Below are 19,403 nucleotides of genomic sequence, written 5' to 3'. Positions count from 1 at the left end.
CTTAAGCTGGAAAGCCAGGAAGGTTGAAGGGAGGAGCGGGTTTAGGGGTCCTGGAAGACGACCTCGCGGACCGCTCGGACGCCGTTCTGGCGGTGAAGTTGGATGAAGATGTCGACGACGCGCCGGACATGATCGACCACGTCGGCGCGGCGAAGATTGGCCCCGGCCTGCAGCGCCATCAGCGCCAGCTGATCGACCGCCCCCGCCGGATCGTCGGCATGGACGGTGGTCATCGAACCCGGATGGCCGCTGGACACCGCGCGCAAGAACGAGAAGGCCTCGGCGCCGCGCAGCTCGCCCAGGATGATCCGATCCGGCCGCAGGCGCAGCGAGGCCTGCAGCAGATCCTCGGTCGTGACCCGCGCCTCGCCCTGCTCGCCCCGCACGGCCACCAGGCCGACGGCGTTGGGGTGGACGAGGCGGATCTCCGGCGCGTCCTCGATCAGCACCAGACGCTGGTCGAGTGGAACCTCCTTGAGAAGGGCGTTGAGAAAGGTGGTCTTGCCGGTGGACGTGCCGCCGCTGATCACGATGTTCTTGCCGGCGCGCACGGCTCCGGCCAGGAAGTTGCGGATGTCTCCAGCGTCGAGAAAAGCGCGCAGGATGGCGTCCGCATTGGCCTTCGGGGCCAGGACCTGATCGAAGGCGCCGGACGCGGCGTAGTCGGTCAGGGACAGATCGCTGACCACGTGCTTGCGGATCGCCAGGGCCAGGCCTTCGCGCGTCGCCGGCGGGGCGACGACCTGCACCCGCGCGCCATCGGGCAGCACCGCCGAGAGCAGCGGATGCTCGCGGCTGACGCCTTGGCTGGACAGGCTGGCGACCTGGCGGGCCAGCCGCCAGAGATTGATCTCGTCCAGGGCCGGGACCTCGATACGTTCAGCGGTTCCACCGAGGCGCTCGACCCACAGCTCGCCAGGACGGTTCACGTAGAGGTCCGTCACCGCCGGCTCGGCCAGCCAGGGCGCGAGCGGGGCGAGGTAGGCCTCCAGATAGACGCCCATTCCTGAAGAGGGGAGCTTTGGCGAATGGGCGGTCATTTGCGCACGCCGGAGAAGTCGAGGTCGCGGGCCACGAAGATCGTCACCGGCGCGCCCTGCCGCGTCTGGATGGTCGGAGCGACCTGGTCGCTCTTCATCACCGCGCCGGCCAGGTTGGCCGCCTCCGACGCCGAGCCGATATAGATCTGCGAGGTCGAGCGGGCGTTGCCGATCGCGGCGACACCGGCGTTCAGCACCGACATCAGGATCGAGCCGCCGAAGCGGCTGAAAAAGTGGCGGTCGACCCTGCCCTCCAGACCACCGCGACCCAGCGGGTCGGCAGCCGGAGAAGCAATGTGTATCGAGACGCCGTCCGGCCGGATCACGCGGGTCCAGACCACGAAGACGCGCGAGGCGCCCATGGCCACGCCCGACTTGTACTGACCGATCACCCGGCTGCCGCGCGGGATCAGCACGGTCGAGCCGTCGAAGCTCTTGATGTCGCGGGTGACCATGGCCCGGGCCAGGCCCGGCAGGTCGGAATTGATCGCCGTTTCCATCACCGCCGGGATCACCGCGCCCTGCGGGATGACGGCGTCGAGATTGCGCATGGCCGTGGCCTTGGCCGGCTCGGCGTCGCTGGTCCCGACGCGGTCGGCGAACTTTTCGTCGGCGTTCAGACCGGTGTCGGCGGCCTTGCCAGCCATCGGCGACGACGGATCGACTTGAGCGCTGGCCTTGATCAGGGCCGGGGCGCCGCTGAAGTCGACCACCAGGGTCGGGGCGCGGCGGCGCTGGTCGAGATCGGCCGGCGGGGTCGGCGGCGGCGGCTCGGCGTTCATCACGGCGACCTGGGCCGGGGTCGGCGGCAGGCTGTTGTTCTCGGTGAACTGCGGACCGGGGATGACCGCCGGCGGCGTGGCGGGTGCGGCCTGGGTCGTGGCGGCGATGACCTCGGCCTTGCGCGGCGGACGTGGTTGCGCGTCGGCGCGATGACCGGCCATCCACAGGAAGACCCCGACGCCGACCAGACCAAAGCCGGCCATGATCACCGGCGTCGGCAGGCCGGCGTGAGCTCGGGCCACGACCGGACGCGCCTGGGCGTCGGCGGCGGCGAGATCCTGCTGGACCTGGGCGGACTGGCGGGGATCGCTCATCGAACGCCCCCTTGGCTGAAGGCGGCGTTGGTCACGGTCAGGCTGGACTTGCCCGAGCGCAGGACGAAGCGCGGGGCCAGCTGGTCGACCACCAGGTAGCCGTCGCGGACCACCGCATTGGCCAGCCCCTCGACGCCGTCGACGCCGACCACGAACACCGCCGGCAGGTCGGCCCGGGCCGGCCAGCCGAAATAGGTCGCCACGCCGTCGTCGAAGACGCGGGTCGGCTGGATCACGGCGTCGCCCTTCACGGCATAGGCGCTGTTGCGGACGACCGGCGCGGCCGGCGGGGCCGGCGTCGGCCTGATGACGGTGACCGGCGCGGGCGCCGGAACCAGGAGCCGAACCACATAGGCCAGGTCCTTCGCCGAAGCCTTGGGCCCGGCGACGACCAACTCGAACACATAGCGGCGACGGTCGGTCACCACGGTCATGTTGGTGGCGGCGGTGCGGTCCAGGGGCTTGAGGAACAGCAGGTTGGCCTTCTTGTTCGGCGTTACCTGCCAGCCCATGGCGTCGCCGATCGAGACGTTCTCGATCCGCTCGTCGGGGGCGAACTCCAGCATGGTCTGGATACCGAAATAGCCGGTCAGGCGCACGACCTGGTCGGGGTCGTAGGCGACGGTGCGGATGCGCGGGTCGGTCGCACCGGGACGCGGCGTCTGGGTGGCCCAAGCAACACCATGAGAAGCGGAACCGGCCAAGGCGACGCCGAGCGCGAGCGCGGCGAGGAGCGGGCGAGGACAGGCGAAGGTCACTGGTCTCTCCGGGCGCTGGAGGCGGCGCGGCGGGGGGCGGGCATGCGGCGATAGGTCTGGCCCAGCGGCGCGGCGGGACCAGCCTGGGCGGCGGAGGTCGTGGTCGAGACGCGGTCCGAGACGACGGTCAGCATCCGAGGGCCGATCGGGTCGGCGGACGGGGCGGCGGTCTGGCGGCGGTCCATGGCCACGGCGGCGGCGGCGATGGCGGCCGCCCGGCTCATCGGCTCGACCTGAGCGGTGGCGTAGCGCGAGGCGCCGGGGACGGCGTTCTGGTCCGACCAGGCGGCGCCGGCCAGGCCGCGCGGCAGACGCAGACCGGCGGCGATGACGCCCAGCGCGATGAGCGCCAGCAGCATGACCAGGGCGAAGACCGTGGTCAGCACCAGCACCGTCACGGCGGGATTGATGTCGAAGGCGGCGAACTGCTGGGCCGCCCGCGCCTCGGCCAGGGCCCGCAGCGACGGGGCCAGCATGGCCAACTCGAGCGACAGGGTCAGGGTGGCGATCAGCGGCGCCAGGGCCAGGGCGATCATCGCCTTCAGCCAGCCCTCGACCAGGCCACGCGTGGCTTCGAACAAGGCCAGGCCGACGATCAGAGGCGCGAGCGCCAGCAGAATGGCCAGTACGACCTTGCTGCCCAGCAGCACGCCCAGGGTGGACAAGATAAGCGTCATGCCGCCGGTGTTGACCGCGAAGGCGCCGAAGCCTGGTCCGCCTTGGGTGGCGGCGGCGCCGACGCTGGCGCGGCTGGCCATCAGGGTCGCCGATTGCTGCAGGCCGTCGAAGGCGTCCTGCAGGCGGACGAACGGGGCCTGGCCCTCCAGCAGCAGACCGCCTAGCTCGGTCGGAGCCTTGGTCAGGGTGTCGTAGACCAGGATCTGGAACAGACCCCAGTTGGTGGCCAGGGCCACGATCAGACCGATCTTCAGCATCGACAGGGCGGCGTCGCCGACCCTCAAGCCCCCACGCCCCAGGATCAGGCGATAGCCGATGAACACGACATAGAGGGTCAGGAGGCCCGTCAACAGCAGACCGACCGGCGAGCCCGGCCCGGCCAGGGCCGCGAAGCCGCTCTCGGCCAGATCATGAACCCGGCAGTCGACCGAGCCGATCAGGCCCGGGACCATCGGGGCGTCGACGGGAAGTTGCGCGCAGGACGCCATCACGCGGCCTTCACCAGTTGGGCCATCCAGGCCTGTGGATCATCGCCCAGCTGTTCGCGCAGGGCGTCCAGCTTGCGCACGCTGGTCTCGCGACCCGACAGCACGGTCAGAAGCTCGGGCGCGCCGGCCAGGTTCAGGCGAGCGACGACGCTGTCGGTCCCGTGCTTGATCAGGAAGCAGCGCGAGGTGTCCGGCAGGGTCTTGACCAGCTCGAACTCGTACGGGGTCAGGCCGAAGCCCTCGCAGTAATCCTTGGCCTGGGCCTTGGGGTTGGCCATGAAGATCTGGGTCGCGGCCTGCTCGATGATGGCGCTGGCGATGCGGCTTTCCAGCGCGTCCTGGGCGCTCTGGGTCGCGAACCCGACCACGCCGTTGCGCTTGCGCAGGGTCTTTTCCCAGTCGCGGATGCGGGCCACGAACACGTCGTCGTCCAGGGCCTTCCACCCCTCGTCGATGACGATCAGGGTCGGATGGCCGTCCAGGCGCTGCTCCACACGGTGGAACAGGTACATCATGGCCGGGGTGCGCAGAGCCGGGTCGTCCAGCAGCTGGGTCATGTCGAAGCCCAGGGTGGCGGCGTCCAGATCCAGGCCGTCGGTCTCGTTGTCGAACAGCCAGGCGTGCTCGCCGGTCCCGTGCCAAGGAGCCAAACGAGCAGCCAGATCAGCGGCGTCGGGACGGCGCGCGCCGCGGAACAGCTCGGCGAAGTAGCGCAGGCGGCGCAGGCCCGGGGCCTGATCGAAGCTGGCGTCGACGGCGTCCTTGATCCGCGCGATGTCGTCGACCGACAGGGCCTCGCCCGGCGCGGCGACCAGCTTGGCGACCCACTCGGTCAGGAAGCGGCGGGCGTCAGCCCCGTCCGGCAGGGCCAGCGGGTTGAAGCCCGTCGGCCGGCCCGGACGCAGGGTCTCGTAGCGACCGCCGATGGCGCGCAGGAAGATCTCCGCGCCCCGGTCCTTGTCGAAGAAGACGATGCGCGGGCTGTACTTGCGAGCCTGGGCCAGCAGGAAGTTCAGCACCACGGTCTTGCCCGAGCCCGACGGGCCGATGACCGTGAAGTTGCCGAGGTCGCCCTTGTGGAAGTTGAAGTGATACGGGCCGGCCGAGGTGGTCTCCAGCAAGGTCACGGCCGGACCCCAGTGGTTGGCGTCGGCCTGGCCGACCGGGAAGTTGTGGCCGCTGGCGAAGCCGGCGAAATTGGCGGTCGAGATCAGCGCCTTGCGGGCGATGTCCTTGAAATTGCCTGGGAACTGAGCCCAGAACGCCGGCTCCAGATTGATGTCCTCGCGCACGGCGATGGCGCCCATCTCGGTGAAGGCCGACATCACCTCGGCGGTCGAGCGGTCCAGACCTTCCAGGCTCTCGCCGCGCACCAGCACGGTCAGGTGATGCTCGCCGAAAACCGCGCGGCCCGAGACGACATCGTCCTTGGCGCGGGTCAGGTCGGCGCGCAGGGACAGGCCGTCATCGTCGGCGGCCTTCATCCGGCGCAGGGCCAGGTTCATGCGCTCCAGGGTCGGCTGGCGGTCGACGAAGCCGAAGCTCTGGGTGATGACCATCTCGCACGGCAGGCGCAGCAGATCGTCCAGCATTCCCGGCGTGGTCTGGGCCGGATAGTCCTTGATCGAGACCATGGCCCCGAAGCCACGCGCCAGAGCGCCGGCGCGCGACAGCTCCAGCGTTTCCAGGCCGAAGCTGACGCGGCGGTACGGCAGGTACTCGCCGGCGTCGCCTTGCGGGACCAGAACCGGACGCATCTCGCCGTTGTAGAGGCAGGACAGGAATTCCAGCGGCTCGGAGCAGCGGCCCGTGGCCCCGTCATAAACGCCCAGCACGCGAGCGCCATAGGGCGTCAGGGCCGAGATCAGGCTGTCGCGGGCGCTGTCCAGCTCGCGGCGGTCGGCGGCCTGGACGGCGGCGGCCTCGGCCTTGCCGGTCCCCTTCAGGGCGCGCAGGACGCCGTCGATGACCCCGCCATGGCCCTGCAACGGACGACGGACGATCGTCAGGAACAGGTCGTTGACGTAGAGCTTCCGCGCGGCCAGGCGCTCGCTCCAGGCAGCGTCGAGCTCGGCGCTGAAGGCGTCCGGGAACGACCCCTGCGTGCTGGCGTCGACCTGGCGGCGGACCACGTGGTGGTAGATGGCGAACCGCGAGCTGGACAGGCCGCGCAGCATCACGTCGCGCACCGCCTTGCGGTAGTTCAGCGTCTCACTGTCGGCCGTCTCGAACGGCAGGCCGGCCAGATGGATCACCTGCATCAGCAGGCCGTCGCGCGTCTCCAGCGTGACGTCGTCGAGGTGGCGGGCGTACGGCAGGCGCTTGCCGGCCGTCATTTCCTTGCGGGGGTTCAAGCGCTGTAGCTGTTGCATCGCCAGGCTCGGAAATTGGGTACGCGGGGACAGCGGCTGACCTTGGTCAGCCAGAGATCGAAGATGCGCGGTTCACGCAGGCACGCCGCGTAACCGATCGCGTGGATCACCAGGGCGGCGGCGATGGCCCAGAACGACTTGGTGATCAGGAAGAGTTCGGCGGTCACCACGCCGTTGATCACGAAGTAGCTGTAGGTCACGCCCGCGAACATCTGCGGGCGCGTCAGGGCGCCGAACACCACGTCGCGATCCAGCGGGGCGGCCATGGCCTAGGCCGCGCCCGAGGCGGCGCGGATGCCGCTGACGATCGTGGTGGCGCCGAACAGGATGAAGCAGCCCAGGATGACCGTCGCGCCGTAGCGCCAGTTCAGGCGTCCCGTCAGCATCATGAAGCCGACCGCGGCCACGGCCATCACCGCCACGGCGGTGGCGACATTGCCCATCAGGGAGCCTTGCAGCCACATGACGCCGGCCAGCAGGGCGCTGGAGCCTTGCGGGTCGGACTGGGCGGCCTGGGCGTGAGCCTGGCTGGCGGCGGCCGTGAGAGCGGTCGCCAGGGCGGCGGCCTTCGGCTGGAAGAACTTACGCATCACTTCACGCATCACTGGGAGGCTCCGAGGGCAGGAACGGCGAGAACGGCCCCGGTCGCGGCCATGCGGCCGAGGATCGAGGTCACGTAGGCTTGGGTCTCGGCATAGGGCGGCACCCCGCCATGCTTGCGGACCGCGGCGGGACCGGCGTTGTAGGCGGCGAGCGCCAGGCGGACGTCGCCGCCGAACGCCGACATCATCCGGCGCAGATAGAGCGCGCCGCCGCGAATGTTCTGAACCGGGTCGTGCGGGTCGACGCCCAGGTCGCGGGCGGTGCCCGGCATCAGCTGCATGACCCCGATCGCGCCCTTGGCCGACAAGGCTCCGGCATGGAAACGGCTTTCGCGCCAGGCCACCGCCTCGACCAGCTTCGGATCGAGGGCGTAGGCGCTCGCGGCGGTCGAGATCTGCTGACGAACGGCGTCCGCGCCAATCGAGAGATCCGCCAGGGGCGCGTCCTGGATCAGCGCCTTGGCGCCGTCGTCGGTGAATACGGCCGGCCCCTCGAAGCGCGTCACCGCGCCGTCGGCGCCGATCTCAAGGACCTGGGCTTTGGCGGGCTGAGCGACCAGGCCGCTGATGAACATCGCCACGGCCAAGAACGCGGCCTGACGGGCAAAAACGAAGCTCAAGCACGCCCCCTAACTCGACGAGTACAAATCGGTTTGGCTAACCAATTTGTATCCGGAGTACTCAATCGGGGTAATGCGGCAGGTTATCGCATTAGGGTTTTGATTTATGCGTCAAAAATACTGATCAGAAAGGACTTTTCATACTGAAGCTTGTCGAAATGTCGACTTGTGAACTTAAATTATCTTGTTAACCATCTCTTAATTCCTGGAAGCGCGCGACGCTCTTCTTCCGACGAAGCCAATTGCAAGAGAAGAAAATCCGCCAAACTTGGCCGAACGCCATCGAACAAGATTGCCTGTGGATAGAATCACTCGGCAGCCTACGGTTCAGTTTAGTCGGGGGCGTTCCATGTCGGCGTTGAACAAAACCAGGAACTGGCTGTCGCGTAACTTCGCGGGCAGCCTGCTCAGCGGATGGCTGATGATCGCGATCATCGGCGGGTATAACGTTTTCCACTGAGCTCGCCGAACTCGCGCCGGCCAGGGGCGTCGGCGAGCTGGGTATCCGCGGCGGGCGCCCGAGGCGACGGGCGGGCGCGAAGCCCACCCGTCACTGGACTCTAGAAGCGCTTGCGGACCTGGAAGCCCGCCGTGCGCGGATTGATGCTCACCACCTGCTGCTTGTTGTTCACAGCCGAGGTCACACTCATCAGCCCGACTTCATCGGTGACGTTGTTGACGAAGAGGTACGCGCCCCAGTCCGGGCCCTCGACCCCGGCGCGGAGGTTGGCGTAACCATAGTCGCCCTGCTTCTCGTAGTAGACGTAGGTCGGACGGAACTGCGAGGCGGACTCGCCGACATAGGCGTAGTCGGCCCGGACCAGGCCGTTCAGGTCGCCGTTCAGCGGCCAGGTGTATTCGACCGCGGCCGAACCGCTGTACTTGGCCACGTTCGGGAACTCGTCGCCGCGCAGGCCGGTCGAGCCGGTGATCAGGATGGTCGAGTTGGCCTGGTCTTCCGTCAGCTTGGCGTCGACGATGGCGGCGGTGCCGCTGATGGTCAGGCCGGAGATCGGACGGGCCACGGCCTCGATCTCGAAGCCCTTGATCTTGGCCTTGCCGGCGTTGGTCAGATAGCTGAAGGCGCCGTTCGCGCTGGTCGCCGAGATCTGCATGTTCGACCAGTCGATCTGGTAGACGGCCGCGTTCAACGTCAGGCGACGGTCGAACCACTGGCTCTTGATGCCGCCTTCGTAGTTCCACAGGCTGTCAGGCTGATAGGCCAGAAGCGCGCTGGCCAGGCCCGGCACGTTGTTGGCGCCGCCGGGACGGAAGCCCTTGGCCGCCACCGCGTAGAGCATGACGTCGGACGTGACCTGGTAGGACGCGTTCAGCTTGCTGACCCAGCCATCCGCGCTGGCGTCGACCTGGGCGGCCGGCCCGACGTAGGATTGAGTGATGAAGTTGCTGATCAGGACCTGGCCGGAGACGGTCTTGTCGTACTTGAAGCGGCGCAGGCCGCCGGTCAGGGTCAGCTTGTCGATCGGCTTGTAGGACACTTCACCAAAGAAGGCGGTCTGCTTGGTGTCGGTGCCGACGTGGCGCCAGGCGGTCAGGTCGTTGGGATTGATGACGCCCGTGGTCGCGTCGCCCTTGGCGACCTTGCTCTCGATATAGTCCTCGCGCTTTTCGAGATAGGCGCCGGCCGTCCAGTCAACCTTGTCGTCGAACAGCGAGCCGGTCATGCGCAGCTCGTGGTTCCACGAGGTCAGGCCCATCGGCTGGTACAGCGCGCCCGGGGTGCGGCTGTCGGCATAGGCGGTGTAGGCGGTCAGCTGCGTCGCCGTGCAGACCGGGTTCGTCGAGCCCGTCGCGGCCGGACCGCCGGCGACCCAGTTGCGGCAAGAGGTGGCGTTGGCCCGGCTGCCCGACAGCGTCGGGCTGTAGTCGGAGTTCCGCAGCAGCGTCCACTTGTAGTAGGACGACGTGCCGGTCAGGGTCGCGAAACCAAGGTCCCACTTGCCCGTGACGTTGTACATGCGCAGGTTGTCGCTGGTCGGGGCGATGACGCGGGCGTTGGTCTTGTACTCTTCCTTGCCCAGCGCCGGGTACCAGGTGTTCTGACCGTCCAGGGTGGTCTTCTGGTACAGGCCCGAGGCGTTGATCGTCAGGTTTTCGGTGGGCGTGAAGCCCAGCATCAGGCGACCGCCGCTGGAGTGCTGGTCGTTGATGTCCTTCTTGTTCAGCAGGACGTCGTCGACATAGCCGCCGCCCTCGGTCTTGTAGAGGACCAGGCGCGCGGCCAGCTTGTCCTCGATCAGCGGCACGTTGATCATGCCCTTGACCGAATAGCCGTTGCTGCCGCCCTTGGTGCTGGTCCCCTGGGCTTCGACGGCGCCAGCGTAGCGGCTGGTGTCGGGCTTGTTGAGGATCACGCGCAGGGTGCCGCCCATCGAGCCCGAGCCGTACAGCGTGCCTTGCGGACCGCGCAGGACCTCGACGCGCTCGGCGTCGAACAGGTTGACGTCGGCGCTGGTCGAGCTGGCGTCGGCGGTGGTGCCGGCGGGGCCCGTCAGCGGGGTTTCGTCGTAATAGAGGCCAACGGTGGCTTCACCGGCGCTGCGCACGCCGCGCAGGGTCAGGCGGCGGCTGGTCGGCGAGTTGCCGTCGACCTGCAGGTTCGGAACCGTGCGGAAGTAGTCCTGGATGCCCTGCGCGCCCAGCGCCTGCAGCGACTTCTCGGTGACCGCGCTGACGCTGATCGGGGTGGTCTGGACGGTGGTGGAGCGCTTCAGCGCGGTGACGATCACTTCTTCGATCGTGCCGGCGTCCTTGGGTTCGCTCGACTGGGCGAACGCCTGGCCGGCCACCAGGCTCGTCAGGGCGCTGGCGCCCAGGGCCAGGGCGCGAAGGCCTCGAAACTGTATCATTATTGATCCCCTGTTGTCGGCGCGCTCGGCGGCGGCCTGTAGGATCAGACGCAAGGGCGACAGGCTCCCTCACCTTGGCGCGCCGGAAAAAGGACAGTCCGGCTCAGAAGCGACGCTCGACGCTCACGCGCAGCATGCGCGGCGCCACGCCGAAATACTCGATCGGGCCCGAGGTGTTGCGCGTCGCGGTAGCGCGACCGGCCCGGTCCAGCAGGTTGTCGACCGTCAGGTCCAGGGTCCAGGCGCGTCCCTCCAGGCTGAAACTGGCGCCGAAGACGGCGTAACCGCCCATCTTCAGATAGTCGCTATTGCCCGCGTTGAAGGCTGAGCGCGCGAGCCCGGCATAGGAGCCGTCGAGGCGAAGCCGGCCGACAAGGTCGCCGGGCAGGGTCCAGCGGCGCTCCATCGACGCCGAGGCCGTCATCCGGGGCACGACCGGCAGGCGGTCCCCCTCCAGCCCCAGGCCGATCGCGGTGTTGGTCAGCTGGTCGGCGGTCAGGCGCGCGTCGGTCACGGTCAGGGCGCCGGCCAGGGTCCAGCCCATCACGCGCTCGGCGGCGGCCTCGACCTCCAGCCCCTGGATACGCGCCGCGCCGATATTGGTGACGTAGTTGAAGGCGCGGTTCTGGGTCTGGGCGGCGTACTGCATGTCCCGCCAGTCGATTCGATACAGCGCCACATTGCCGGTGAAGCGCCGGTCGGCGCTCTGCGTCTTCAGGCCCAGCTCGTAGTTGTTCAGGCGGTCCGAGCGATAGACCGCCAGGGTCTCGGGCAGTCCAGGCACCACATTGACGCCGCCGGGGCGGAAGCCTTGCGAGACCTGGGCGTAGCCGAACAGCCCCGGTCCGAACTGGCGGCTGGCCAGGGCCTTCAGGCTCCAGCCCTGCTCCTGGGTCCGCGCGTCGATCGCATAGTCGGCCCAGGTGCCGGAAACGACATTGGCGACCTGCACCGCCCCTCGGTCGCGCTTGAGGTAGTCGAACCGCCGCGCCCCCAGGGTCAGCTGGGTCTGGCGCGCGACGGCGTAGGACATCTCGCCGAAGACCGCGCTTTGGGCGAGATGGTTCTCGATGTCGCGGCGGCCGATCAGCACCGGCGGCTCGGCCAGGGCGCCGGTATCGGGATCCACGTGCCGGACCTGGCTGTCGATGGAGTCGCCGCGCACCTCGCGATAGGCGCCCAGCGTCCAGGTCAGCGGCCCCTCGCCGACCGACGAGGCCCGGATTTCGTGGATCCGGGCGGTCATCTCCGCCGGCTGGTTCAGGATCGCCGGATAGACGCTGTCGACATAGGCCGAATAGCTGGCCATCTGCGTGGCGTCGCAAGCCTGGGCCAGGGTGAACATCCGCGCGCAGCCGGCCGCGTTGGTCCGCTCGCCCAGCAGCACGCCGCTGTAGTCGGAGCGGCGCGTCAGTCGCCAGCGATACCAGGACGACACCGCCGTGAGATCCACCGCGTCGCCACGCCATTTCACGGTCGCGGCCGCCAGGTCGATGTCGCCGTCGAAGGGCGCGCGGGCCGCATGGACGGTCCGCCAGGGGCCGGCCGTGTCGTTCCAGGCCGAGATGTCGTCTCGGCGGCTGGCCTGGCGCGTGGCCGACACCAGGGCCGACAACCGCGATCCCGGCGCCCACAACGCCGCCAGCCGCACGCCCCGCACGCGAGAAGCGTCGACGTCCTTCAGGCCCAGCCGGACGTTGTCGATCACGCCAGGCTGGCGCTGGTCATAGGCCGTCAGACGCAGGGCCAGGGTCTCGGGGATCGCGACGAGGTTCAATGCCGCGTTCGCCCCGCCGCCTTGCCCGCCGTGGGCGGCGGAGGACAGTGAGGCGCCAACCGAGGCGGAGTCCGCCGAGAGGTCCGGACGCCTGAACAGGATCCGCAGCGCCCCGCCCATCGCGCCCGAGCCGTAGAGCGTGCCCTGCGGGCCCCGCAGAAGTTCGACACGGTCGACATCGACCAGGGCCAGCTCCGGCGCCATCACCCCGGGATCCGCCGTGGTGCCGACCGGCCCGGTCATCGGCGTCTCGTCGTAGTAGAGGCCCGTCGTCGCCTCGCCGGCCCCGTAGACGCCGCGCAGCACCAGGCGTCGGCCAAAGGCGGTGGAGATCAGTTTCAGTCCCGGCAGCAACGGCGCGGCCTTGTCCAGGTCGACTATGCCCGCTCGCGACAACTGCTCGCCGGAGATCACGGTCATGCTGATCGGCGTCTGCCGCGCCAGACTGGAGCGCTTCAGGGCGGTGACGACGACCGAATCGATCGCCACGGGCGGCGGCGGTGGCGGCGCGGGCGGCGGCGCGTTCGTCGTGGAGGCTCTGGCGGGTCGGGCGGCCGGCACGACCAGGAAGCTGCGCCCCTCGAGCTGAACGCTCAGCCCCGACCCCGCCAGCAGTCGATGCAGCGCCGCCTCGGCCGTGAACACCCCGCTCAGGCTCTCGCTGCGCTTGCCCTGGGTCAGGGCGGGCGAGAACAGGATCTCGCGGTCGCTCCTCAGCGCCAGCTGATTCAGCGCCTGGCTCAAGGGCTGCGCGGGGATGTCGAAGCGGAGGGCGGCGTCCGGGCGTCGCGGCGCGGCGACCGCCGCCGCGGTCGGCGCGGTTGTCAGGGCCGTAGCGCACAGCAGGGCCAAGACGGCGCCGCGCCTCGCGCACGCTTCCGAGCCTCTGACCCTGGGCAACAACGAATTCCGACCTCCCCTGGCGGCCTGGAATCTCACGCCGTCGAGGGCGCGCACCATGCCTTGCTTTGCCGGCGCGCCGTACTTCGCGGCGCATCCTGACGGCGTAAGATCGCGTATTGCATAGCCAATAGGCAACCAGTCAAAGGTTGCGTCCTCGCGGTCTCATGCGGGGAACCTCTCTTGACACGGGCGAGAGCGCGATTTCACCTGACCGTCATGTCGGGGCGAAAACAATGATCTGGGGCCGCGAGCCGTCCAAGGCTCCCGAGCGGATCCGCGACCTGTCGGATAGCGGCGCGCGCTTCACGCCAGCGCTCCGCGCCTTCTTCTCCCGTCGCGCGAACGCCAACGACGTCGAGGATCTGGTGCAGGAGGTTCTTCTCCGCATCCAGAAACGCCAGCCGGGCGCCGTCGTGACCAATGTCGAGGGCTATCTCTTCGAGGTCGCCGCCAATGTCCTGATCGATCGCGGACGTCGCGATCGCACACGCCGACGGTCCGATCACTGCGAACTGCAAGAAATTCATCATCCCGTTGATGAAGTCTCGCCCGAGCGCGTCTTACAGGGACGTGAGCAGATGGCGCGCGCCATGGCGGCCCTCAACGAGCTGCCGGAACGCACGCGACGGGTTTTCATTCTCGTGCGCTTCGAGGAGATGAGCTACAAGCTCGTCGCCCAGCGCCTGGGGGTCTCCGTCAGCGCTGTCGAGAAACATGTGATGAAGGCGCTGCGTCACCTGCACGAGCGTCTGCGAGACCAGGATGACGTCGACCACGTCGGGCAAAGAGATACACGACGACCCGGATAGCGCGGCCGCCCTCTGGTTCGCGCGACTGCAAGGCGATGACGTGCCGCCGCGCGACCGGCGGGAATTCGAGCGTTGGCTGAAGGCCGACGCCCGCAACGCCGTCGCGTGGGAAGATCTCAACCGGACCTGGAACGGCGTCGCCGCTCTCGAGAGCGATCCGGCGTTCGCGGCCCTGCGCGCCGATGCGCTGAACGCCGGCGACAAGCGTCCGCATCTGGATCGCCGCGCCCTGGGCCTGGCGGCCGCCGGCCTGGTCGCCGCTGTCGGCGGCGGCATCTTCGGCAAGCGCTGGCTGAGCGGAGAGACCGCACGCGTCCCGCCGGCCGACGAACCGGTGTTCAGCACGGCGGTGGGCGAGCGCTCGACCTTCCGTCTCGCCGACAGCTCGGTGGTGACGCTCAGCACCGACTCCGCCGTGCGGGTGAACCATTGGGCCGAGGAGCGCCGGCTGACGCTGCTGCGCGGCCAGGCCTTCTTCCAGGTCGCCAAGGATCCCTCGCGCCCCTTCGTGGTCGCGGCCGGCGACAAGCGCGTGACGGCCGTCGGCACGGCCTTCGACGTGCGCATGGAGCCGGGCAAGCTGTCGGTGACGCTGGTCGAGGGCCGGGTGCGCATCGCCGCCGACGCGCCCGCCAATGGACATGGGGGCGAACGCCGCGTCGAGATGTCGGCCGGCTCGCGCTTCGTGGCCGCCGATCCCGCCGACTGGCTGATCTCAGCGGTCGACACCGCCAAGGAATCCGCCTGGCTGAAGGGGCGGCTGGTGTTCGATGGCGAGCCGCTGTCGGCCGTCGTCGCCGAGATGAACCGCTTCTCCGAGCGCAAGCTGGCGCTGGCCGATCCGGCCCTGGGCGCCACCCCGGTCAGCGGCGTCTTCAAGACCGGCCAGATCGACGCGTTCGTGGCCGCGCTCAAGACCTACGGCCTGGCCGACGTCGGCCGCGCCGATGATGACCGGGTCGAACTGGTGCGCCCCCGCGCCTGACGCGCGGCGACAAATTTTTCACACTCCAGGTGAGGGGCGCGCTTCGCCCTACGTCGTATAGATGGGCGCCCGTCTGGCGTCGTCCTTCGCCACCCGGGGAAACCGTTCCATGAAGCTTTCCGCTCTGAAGCTCGCCCTTCTGTCCGCCAGCATGGCGACGAGCGTGCTCGCGACCCAGGCCCACGCCGCGCCGCTCAACGACGCCGCGCGCGCTCAGATTCTGAAGGCCGTCGACGCCGACGCCCCGCAGATCCAGGACGCGGCCCTGAAGATCTGGGGCTTCGCCGAGGTCGGCTATCAGGAGGTCAAGAGCTCGACCCTGCTGCAAGGCCAGCTGAAGACCGCCGGCTTCGACGTGAAGGCTGGCGTCGCGGGCGAACCGACCGCCTTCGTGGCCAGCTTCAAGAACGGCGCTGGCCCGGTCATCGCCATCCTCGCCGAGTTCGACGCCCTGCCCGGCCTGGCCCAGACGGCCACTCCCGTGAAGACCGGCATCCCCGGCCAGATCGCCGGCCATGGCTGCGGCCATAACCTGTTCGGCGCCGCCTCGGTCGGCGCCGCCGTCGCCATCAAGGACTGGATGGTCAAGAACAACATCAAGGGCGAGCTGCGCGTGTTCGGCACGCCCGCCGAAGAGGGCGGCTCGGGCAAGGTCTATCTGGTCCGCGACGGCCTGTTCAACGACGTCGACGCCACGCTGCACTGGCACCCGGCCAATGCGAACTCGGCCGTCCAGGGCGTGTCGATGGCCAATATCAGCGGCAAGTTCCGCTTCCACGGTATCTCGGCGCACGCCGCCGGCGCGCCCGAGAAGGGCCGTTCGGCGCTGGACGGCGTCGAGGTCATGGATGTCGCCACCAACTTCCTGCGCGAGCACACCCCCGACAAGACGCGCATCCACTATGTGATCACCGCCGGCGGCAGCGCGCCCAACGTCGTGCCGGACTTCGCCGAGGTCTATTACTACGTCCGTCACCCCGATCCGGCCGTCGTCAAGGACGTCTGGTCGCGGGTCGAGAAGGCCGCCGACGGCGCCGCCTTGGCCACCGGCACGACGGTCGACAAGGAAATCACCGGCGGCGTCTACGCCCTGTTGCCCAACGACACCCTGGGTCGCGTGATGGACGCCAACCTGCGCAAGGTCGGCGGCATCACCTGGACGCCCGAGGAGCAGGCCTTCGCCAAGAAGATGCAGGAGAGCCTGCCGGGCGCGCCGTCGATCGACACAGTCAAGACGATCGAGCCGTACAAGATCGAACTGGAAGGCGGCGGCGGCTCGACCGACGTTTCGGACATCAGCTGGGTGACGCCGACCGTCGGCCTGGGCACCGCCACCTTCGTTCCGGGCTCGGCTGGCCATAGCTGGCAGAACGTGGCCGCCGCCGGCTCGTCGATCGGCGTCAAGGGCGCCGTCAACGCCGCCAAGACCCTGGCCCTGACGGGCGCGGATCTCTTCTCCAACCCCGACGTGGTCAAGAAGGCCAAGGCCGAGCTGGACCAGCGTCGCGGTCCCAACTTCGCCTACAAGGCCATGCTGGGCGACCGTCCGCCGGCGCTGGACTACCGCAAGCCCGCCTCGGCGGGACGCGAATAACGATCGCTCCCCCCAGCGATCGTCAGCGGCCGGCGCCGACCTCCCAGGCGCCGGCCGCGCCCCCTTCGACGTCCATTGGAGTTCGACGTGATCCAGACCATCACCATCAGCCTCGAGCGCTTCGAAGCCCTCAAGTCCGCCCTGCCGGCGATCACGCGCGAACATCTCACCGACGTCTATGGGATCAGCGAGACGACCTGGACCAAGCTGCGCAAGGGTGAGCCGATCAAGCTCAAGACCTGGGAGCGGATCCAGGCGCGACTGGCGCGGCGGATACAGACAACGCCGCCGAACTTCGATACCGCGCGGTCCGAGGCCGCGTGACCGTCGCCGCCTAGACGACGACCTCCTGGCGCTCGTCCAGCCCTATGAAGCGCTTCGCGAGCGTCTGGCGGGGCTGAAAGTGGCGCTCGAAGCTGAGCGGCCGGCCACCGCGACACCGGATCGGCCAGCAGACGATCCGCCACCGACCGTTGAGCCGCCTTCCTCCGATGAGGTCGAGCCAGACCGACCGGCGGAGCACCCCTGACAGGATTTGATCCGGGCCTCGGGCCGGCACCGATGAAAAGGTCCCGAATCTGGGGTGACCTTGAGACCGCTAGTAGCGCGCGGCATGGTCCTCACCCGGCTCGGCGCGCAGGAACGCGACGCGGCCCTTCAGCGAGGGGTGGCCTTCCAGGTAGCCGCGCGTGCCCGCGTCGCCGGTGACGGTGTATCTCGATCGTAGCGAACGCGAATGGAAAGCCATCGATCTGTGCTTGCTGAGCAAGGCGCGCGGCGCGGGCGTCGGCGGCGCCCTGATCCAGGCGGTCCAGGAGGCCGCCGTCGAGGCGGGCGCTGACGCCTTGACCCTGTATGTCGAGAAGACCAATCACGGCGCCCGACGCCTCTATACGCGGATTGGCTTCGAGGCGGCGCCCTGCCCCTTCCCCACCCACATCCGGATGTGGTGGGGCGTCCCGGGCGCGAGCCGGTCCATGTGATACAGGCCCGACGTTGAAACGGCCGCCGTCCCGATTGGAGAGAGGAACCTGGCTTGCTTCTGGTCGTACGTGGCAGGCAGGCGATCGCGCATAGTCGGAGACACGCGCCAACGACAAGCAATCTCGCGCGAGGAAATCAGCTCTCGGCCCAACACACCGACTTGCTCAGCTGGATAGTCTCGGTGCAGCTGGCCATGACCGAGCAACCCGCCGACATCGCGCGGGAAACAATTGAGGTGCTGTTCGACCTCTCCGCGTCGAGCAGGGCAAGGGCCGCCACGCCCTTGCGGACGTCAGCGTCACAAAACTGGGGCCGAAATGTCGGATTTGACACCCCCCTTCGTCTACGGAGATGGGCGCGTTCGAAGGCTGGCCATGAATGGGTTGAAGCAAATTTTGCGTAAGGCCCGCGGAGCGGTCATCCGACGCGGCGTCCTGGCGCAGGACGCCGAGGATCTTGTCCAAGAAGCCTTCTTGCGGGTCGAGGCGTTCGGGCGGCGTGAGGGGGGCCCCGTCACCGAAGGCCGCGTCGTGGTGGCCGCGGTGAACTTGTCGATCGACGCGGCGCGGCGCCGGCGGGCCGCGCCCTTCATCGACCTCGACGACGCCGCGCAGCTGATCGCCGATGAAACGCCGGCTCCGGATGAGATTCTCCGCGCGCGCTCCAAGCTTCGTCACGCGGCCAAGGGACTGGAACGCTTGCCCGAACGTACGCGCAGACTTCTGCTGGCGCGCCGGATAGACGGACTCAGCTACGCCCGGATCGCGGAGAAGGAGGGCATGAGCGTCGCGGCGGTGGAAAAGCACGTCGCGCGCGCGACCCTTGAGCTGACGAAGTGGATGGACCAATGGTGACACCGAATGCATCGCGCCGCGACCGCGTTCGGGCGGAAGCCGCCGTCTGGTTGACGCGCATCCAGCGCGAGACCGGCGTGGAGGAGAGCCGCCAGGCCCTGCAGGACTGGCTGGCGCTGGATCCCGAGCACCGGGTCGCCTTCCAGCAGGTCACCGAAACCTGGGAGTTCCTGCCCGGCGCGGTGGCGCTGATGTCGCCACGGCGCTCAGCGCCCGTGCGCTCGAGCCGAGGTTCCGCCCATCGCCGCTCGGCGATCCGACCCGCGCTGATCGGACTGGGGCTGGCGGCCTGCGTGCTGGCGGCCGTCGGGGTCATCTCGATCAAGGGCGGGCCGGTCTATGTCACCGACGAGGGGCAGCATCGCGCCATGACCTTGGCGGACGGCTCACGCTTGACACTCAACACCGACAGCCGCGCCAAGGTGATCTATTCGGCGACCGAGCGCCGGATCCGCCTCGATCGCGGGGAGGCGGCGTTCGACGTCGCTCACGATCCGGCCCACCCGTTCGTCGTCATGGCCGGGACGACGGAAGTGCGTGCTCTGGGCACGGCCTTCGTGGTGCGACGGCAGGGCGATCGAGTCTCGGTGACTCTTGTGCGCGGTAAGGTGGAGGTCTCTGGCCGGGGCGCGGACCCGCGTGGCGCCAAGCGGGTGTTGGCGATCCTGACCCCAGGCCAGCGGCTGCAGGTGGCGCCGCAGGCGCAACCCCAGCTCGACACGCCCCCGATCGAGATCGTGACCGCCTGGGAGCAAGGCGAAGTGATCTTCGAAGGCGCCACCTTGGCCGAAGCCGCCAACGAGATGAATCGCTATGGACCTATCAAGGTCACGGTCAACGCCGATGTCTCGGACCTGAGGATTTCCGGCGTCTTTGCGACCAACCAGGCCGCCGAGTTCGCCGCCGCCGCGGCCCAGCTCCACGGGCTCAGGGTCGTGCGCCGGGAGGATGGCCTGGACCTGCGGCGATAGG

Annotated in this window: 18 protein-coding genes; 7 read left to right on the top strand and 11 right to left on the bottom strand. The window is 68.8% G+C overall.

Annotation, left to right across the window (positions count from 1 at the left end; all coding sequences use genetic code 11):
* Positions 1 to 41: 41 nt before the first annotated feature.
* The 10 genes from virB11 to AC1RJ9_RS23405 all read right to left on the bottom strand — a co-directional run bounded on the left by virB11 (position 42) and on the right by AC1RJ9_RS23405 (position 13,202).
* Complete coding sequence (gene virB11, locus AC1RJ9_RS23450) at positions 42 to 1,040, bottom strand: P-type DNA transfer ATPase VirB11 (RefSeq protein ID WP_492840416.1); 999 nt, start codon at positions 1,038 to 1,040, stop codon at positions 42 to 44.
* Complete coding sequence (locus AC1RJ9_RS23445; protein ID WP_492840418.1) at positions 1,037 to 2,137, bottom strand: TraB/TrbI/VirB10 family type IV secretion system protein; 1,101 nt, start codon at positions 2,135 to 2,137, stop codon at positions 1,037 to 1,039. The genes virB11 and AC1RJ9_RS23445 overlap by 4 nt, the downstream gene beginning before the upstream one ends.
* Positions 2,134 to 2,895 carry a TrbG/VirB9 family P-type conjugative transfer protein gene (locus AC1RJ9_RS23440; RefSeq protein WP_492840420.1) on the bottom strand — a complete coding sequence of 254 codons (762 nt, stop codon included), beginning with the start codon at positions 2,893 to 2,895 and terminating at the stop codon, positions 2,134 to 2,136. Before AC1RJ9_RS23440 ends, AC1RJ9_RS23445 begins: the two co-directional genes overlap by 4 nt.
* The gene (locus tag AC1RJ9_RS23435; protein ID WP_492840422.1) at positions 2,892 to 4,061 is read right to left on the bottom strand and encodes a TrbL/VirB6 family protein; all 1,170 of its coding nucleotides are present in this window, start codon (positions 4,059 to 4,061) and stop codon (positions 2,892 to 2,894) included. The genes AC1RJ9_RS23440 and AC1RJ9_RS23435 overlap by 4 nt, the downstream gene beginning before the upstream one ends.
* Positions 4,061 to 6,433 carry a VirB4 family type IV secretion/conjugal transfer ATPase gene (locus tag AC1RJ9_RS23430; RefSeq protein WP_492840424.1) on the bottom strand — a complete coding sequence of 791 codons (2,373 nt, stop codon included), beginning with the start codon at positions 6,431 to 6,433 and terminating at the stop codon, positions 4,061 to 4,063. Before AC1RJ9_RS23430 ends, AC1RJ9_RS23435 begins: the two co-directional genes overlap by 1 nt.
* Positions 6,412 to 6,699, bottom strand: a complete 288-nt coding sequence (locus AC1RJ9_RS23425; RefSeq protein WP_056045755.1) for a VirB3 family type IV secretion system protein — start codon at positions 6,697 to 6,699, stop codon at positions 6,412 to 6,414. Before AC1RJ9_RS23425 ends, AC1RJ9_RS23430 begins: the two co-directional genes overlap by 22 nt.
* Before the next feature lie 3 nt (positions 6,700 to 6,702).
* Entirely contained in the window at positions 6,703 to 7,035 is a 333-nt protein-coding gene (locus tag AC1RJ9_RS23420; RefSeq protein ID WP_492840426.1) for a TrbC/VirB2 family protein, read from the bottom strand.
* A complete protein-coding gene (locus tag AC1RJ9_RS23415; protein ID WP_492840428.1) occupies positions 7,035 to 7,655 on the bottom strand; it encodes a lytic transglycosylase domain-containing protein in 621 nt (206 codons plus the stop codon). The genes AC1RJ9_RS23420 and AC1RJ9_RS23415 overlap by 1 nt, the downstream gene beginning before the upstream one ends.
* A gap of 560 nt (positions 7,656 to 8,215) precedes the next feature.
* Positions 8,216 to 10,525 carry a TonB-dependent receptor gene (locus AC1RJ9_RS23410; RefSeq protein WP_492840430.1) on the bottom strand — a complete coding sequence of 770 codons (2,310 nt, stop codon included), beginning with the start codon at positions 10,523 to 10,525 and terminating at the stop codon, positions 8,216 to 8,218.
* Between the two features lie 103 nt (positions 10,526 to 10,628).
* On the bottom strand, positions 10,629 to 13,202 hold the full coding sequence (locus tag AC1RJ9_RS23405; RefSeq protein WP_492840432.1) for a TonB-dependent receptor: 2,574 nt from the start codon (positions 13,200 to 13,202) through the stop codon (positions 10,629 to 10,631).
* Between the two features lie 236 nt (positions 13,203 to 13,438).
* On the opposite strand from AC1RJ9_RS23405, the gene AC1RJ9_RS23400 reads away from it, so the two are divergent.
* The 4 genes from AC1RJ9_RS23400 (at position 13,439) to AC1RJ9_RS23385 (ending at position 16,917) form a co-directional block, all read left to right on the top strand.
* Positions 13,439 to 14,014 (top strand): RNA polymerase sigma factor, encoded by a 576-nt coding sequence (locus AC1RJ9_RS23400; protein WP_492840434.1) that lies wholly within the window; start codon positions 13,439 to 13,441, stop codon positions 14,012 to 14,014.
* Positions 13,968 to 14,999, top strand: a complete 1,032-nt coding sequence (locus AC1RJ9_RS23395; protein WP_492840436.1) for a FecR family protein — start codon at positions 13,968 to 13,970, stop codon at positions 14,997 to 14,999. Before AC1RJ9_RS23400 ends, AC1RJ9_RS23395 begins: the two co-directional genes overlap by 47 nt.
* A gap of 109 nt (positions 15,000 to 15,108) precedes the next feature.
* A complete protein-coding gene (locus tag AC1RJ9_RS23390) occupies positions 15,109 to 16,593 on the top strand; it encodes an amidohydrolase (protein ID WP_492840438.1) in 1,485 nt (494 codons plus the stop codon).
* Between the two features lie 87 nt (positions 16,594 to 16,680).
* Positions 16,681 to 16,917, top strand: a complete 237-nt coding sequence (locus tag AC1RJ9_RS23385; RefSeq protein ID WP_492840440.1) for a hypothetical protein — start codon at positions 16,681 to 16,683, stop codon at positions 16,915 to 16,917.
* A gap of 274 nt (positions 16,918 to 17,191) precedes the next feature.
* Here AC1RJ9_RS23385 and AC1RJ9_RS23380 read toward each other — a convergent pair whose 3' ends face one another.
* The gene (locus AC1RJ9_RS23380) at positions 17,192 to 17,341 is read right to left on the bottom strand and encodes a hypothetical protein (protein ID WP_492840442.1); all 150 of its coding nucleotides are present in this window, start codon (positions 17,339 to 17,341) and stop codon (positions 17,192 to 17,194) included.
* 10 nt (positions 17,342 to 17,351) lie between these two features.
* Between AC1RJ9_RS23380 and AC1RJ9_RS23375 the strand changes: the two genes are divergently transcribed.
* The 3 genes from AC1RJ9_RS23375 (at position 17,352) to AC1RJ9_RS23365 (ending at position 19,402) form a co-directional block, all read left to right on the top strand.
* The gene (locus AC1RJ9_RS23375) at positions 17,352 to 17,576 is read left to right on the top strand and encodes a GNAT family N-acetyltransferase (RefSeq protein WP_492840444.1); all 225 of its coding nucleotides are present in this window, start codon (positions 17,352 to 17,354) and stop codon (positions 17,574 to 17,576) included.
* 375 nt (positions 17,577 to 17,951) lie between these two features.
* Positions 17,952 to 18,431, top strand: a complete 480-nt coding sequence (locus AC1RJ9_RS23370; RefSeq protein WP_492840446.1) for an RNA polymerase sigma factor — start codon at positions 17,952 to 17,954, stop codon at positions 18,429 to 18,431.
* Entirely contained in the window at positions 18,425 to 19,402 is a 978-nt protein-coding gene (locus tag AC1RJ9_RS23365; protein ID WP_492840448.1) for a FecR family protein, read from the top strand. Before AC1RJ9_RS23370 ends, AC1RJ9_RS23365 begins: the two co-directional genes overlap by 7 nt.
* The last annotated feature ends 1 nt before the right edge of the window (position 19,403 follow it).

This window comes from Caulobacter sp. GW822-FHT07D08 (assembly GCF_058798735.1).
Note: the sequence above shows the minus strand (reverse complement) of the source record. Positions and strands in the feature narration are given on the sequence as shown.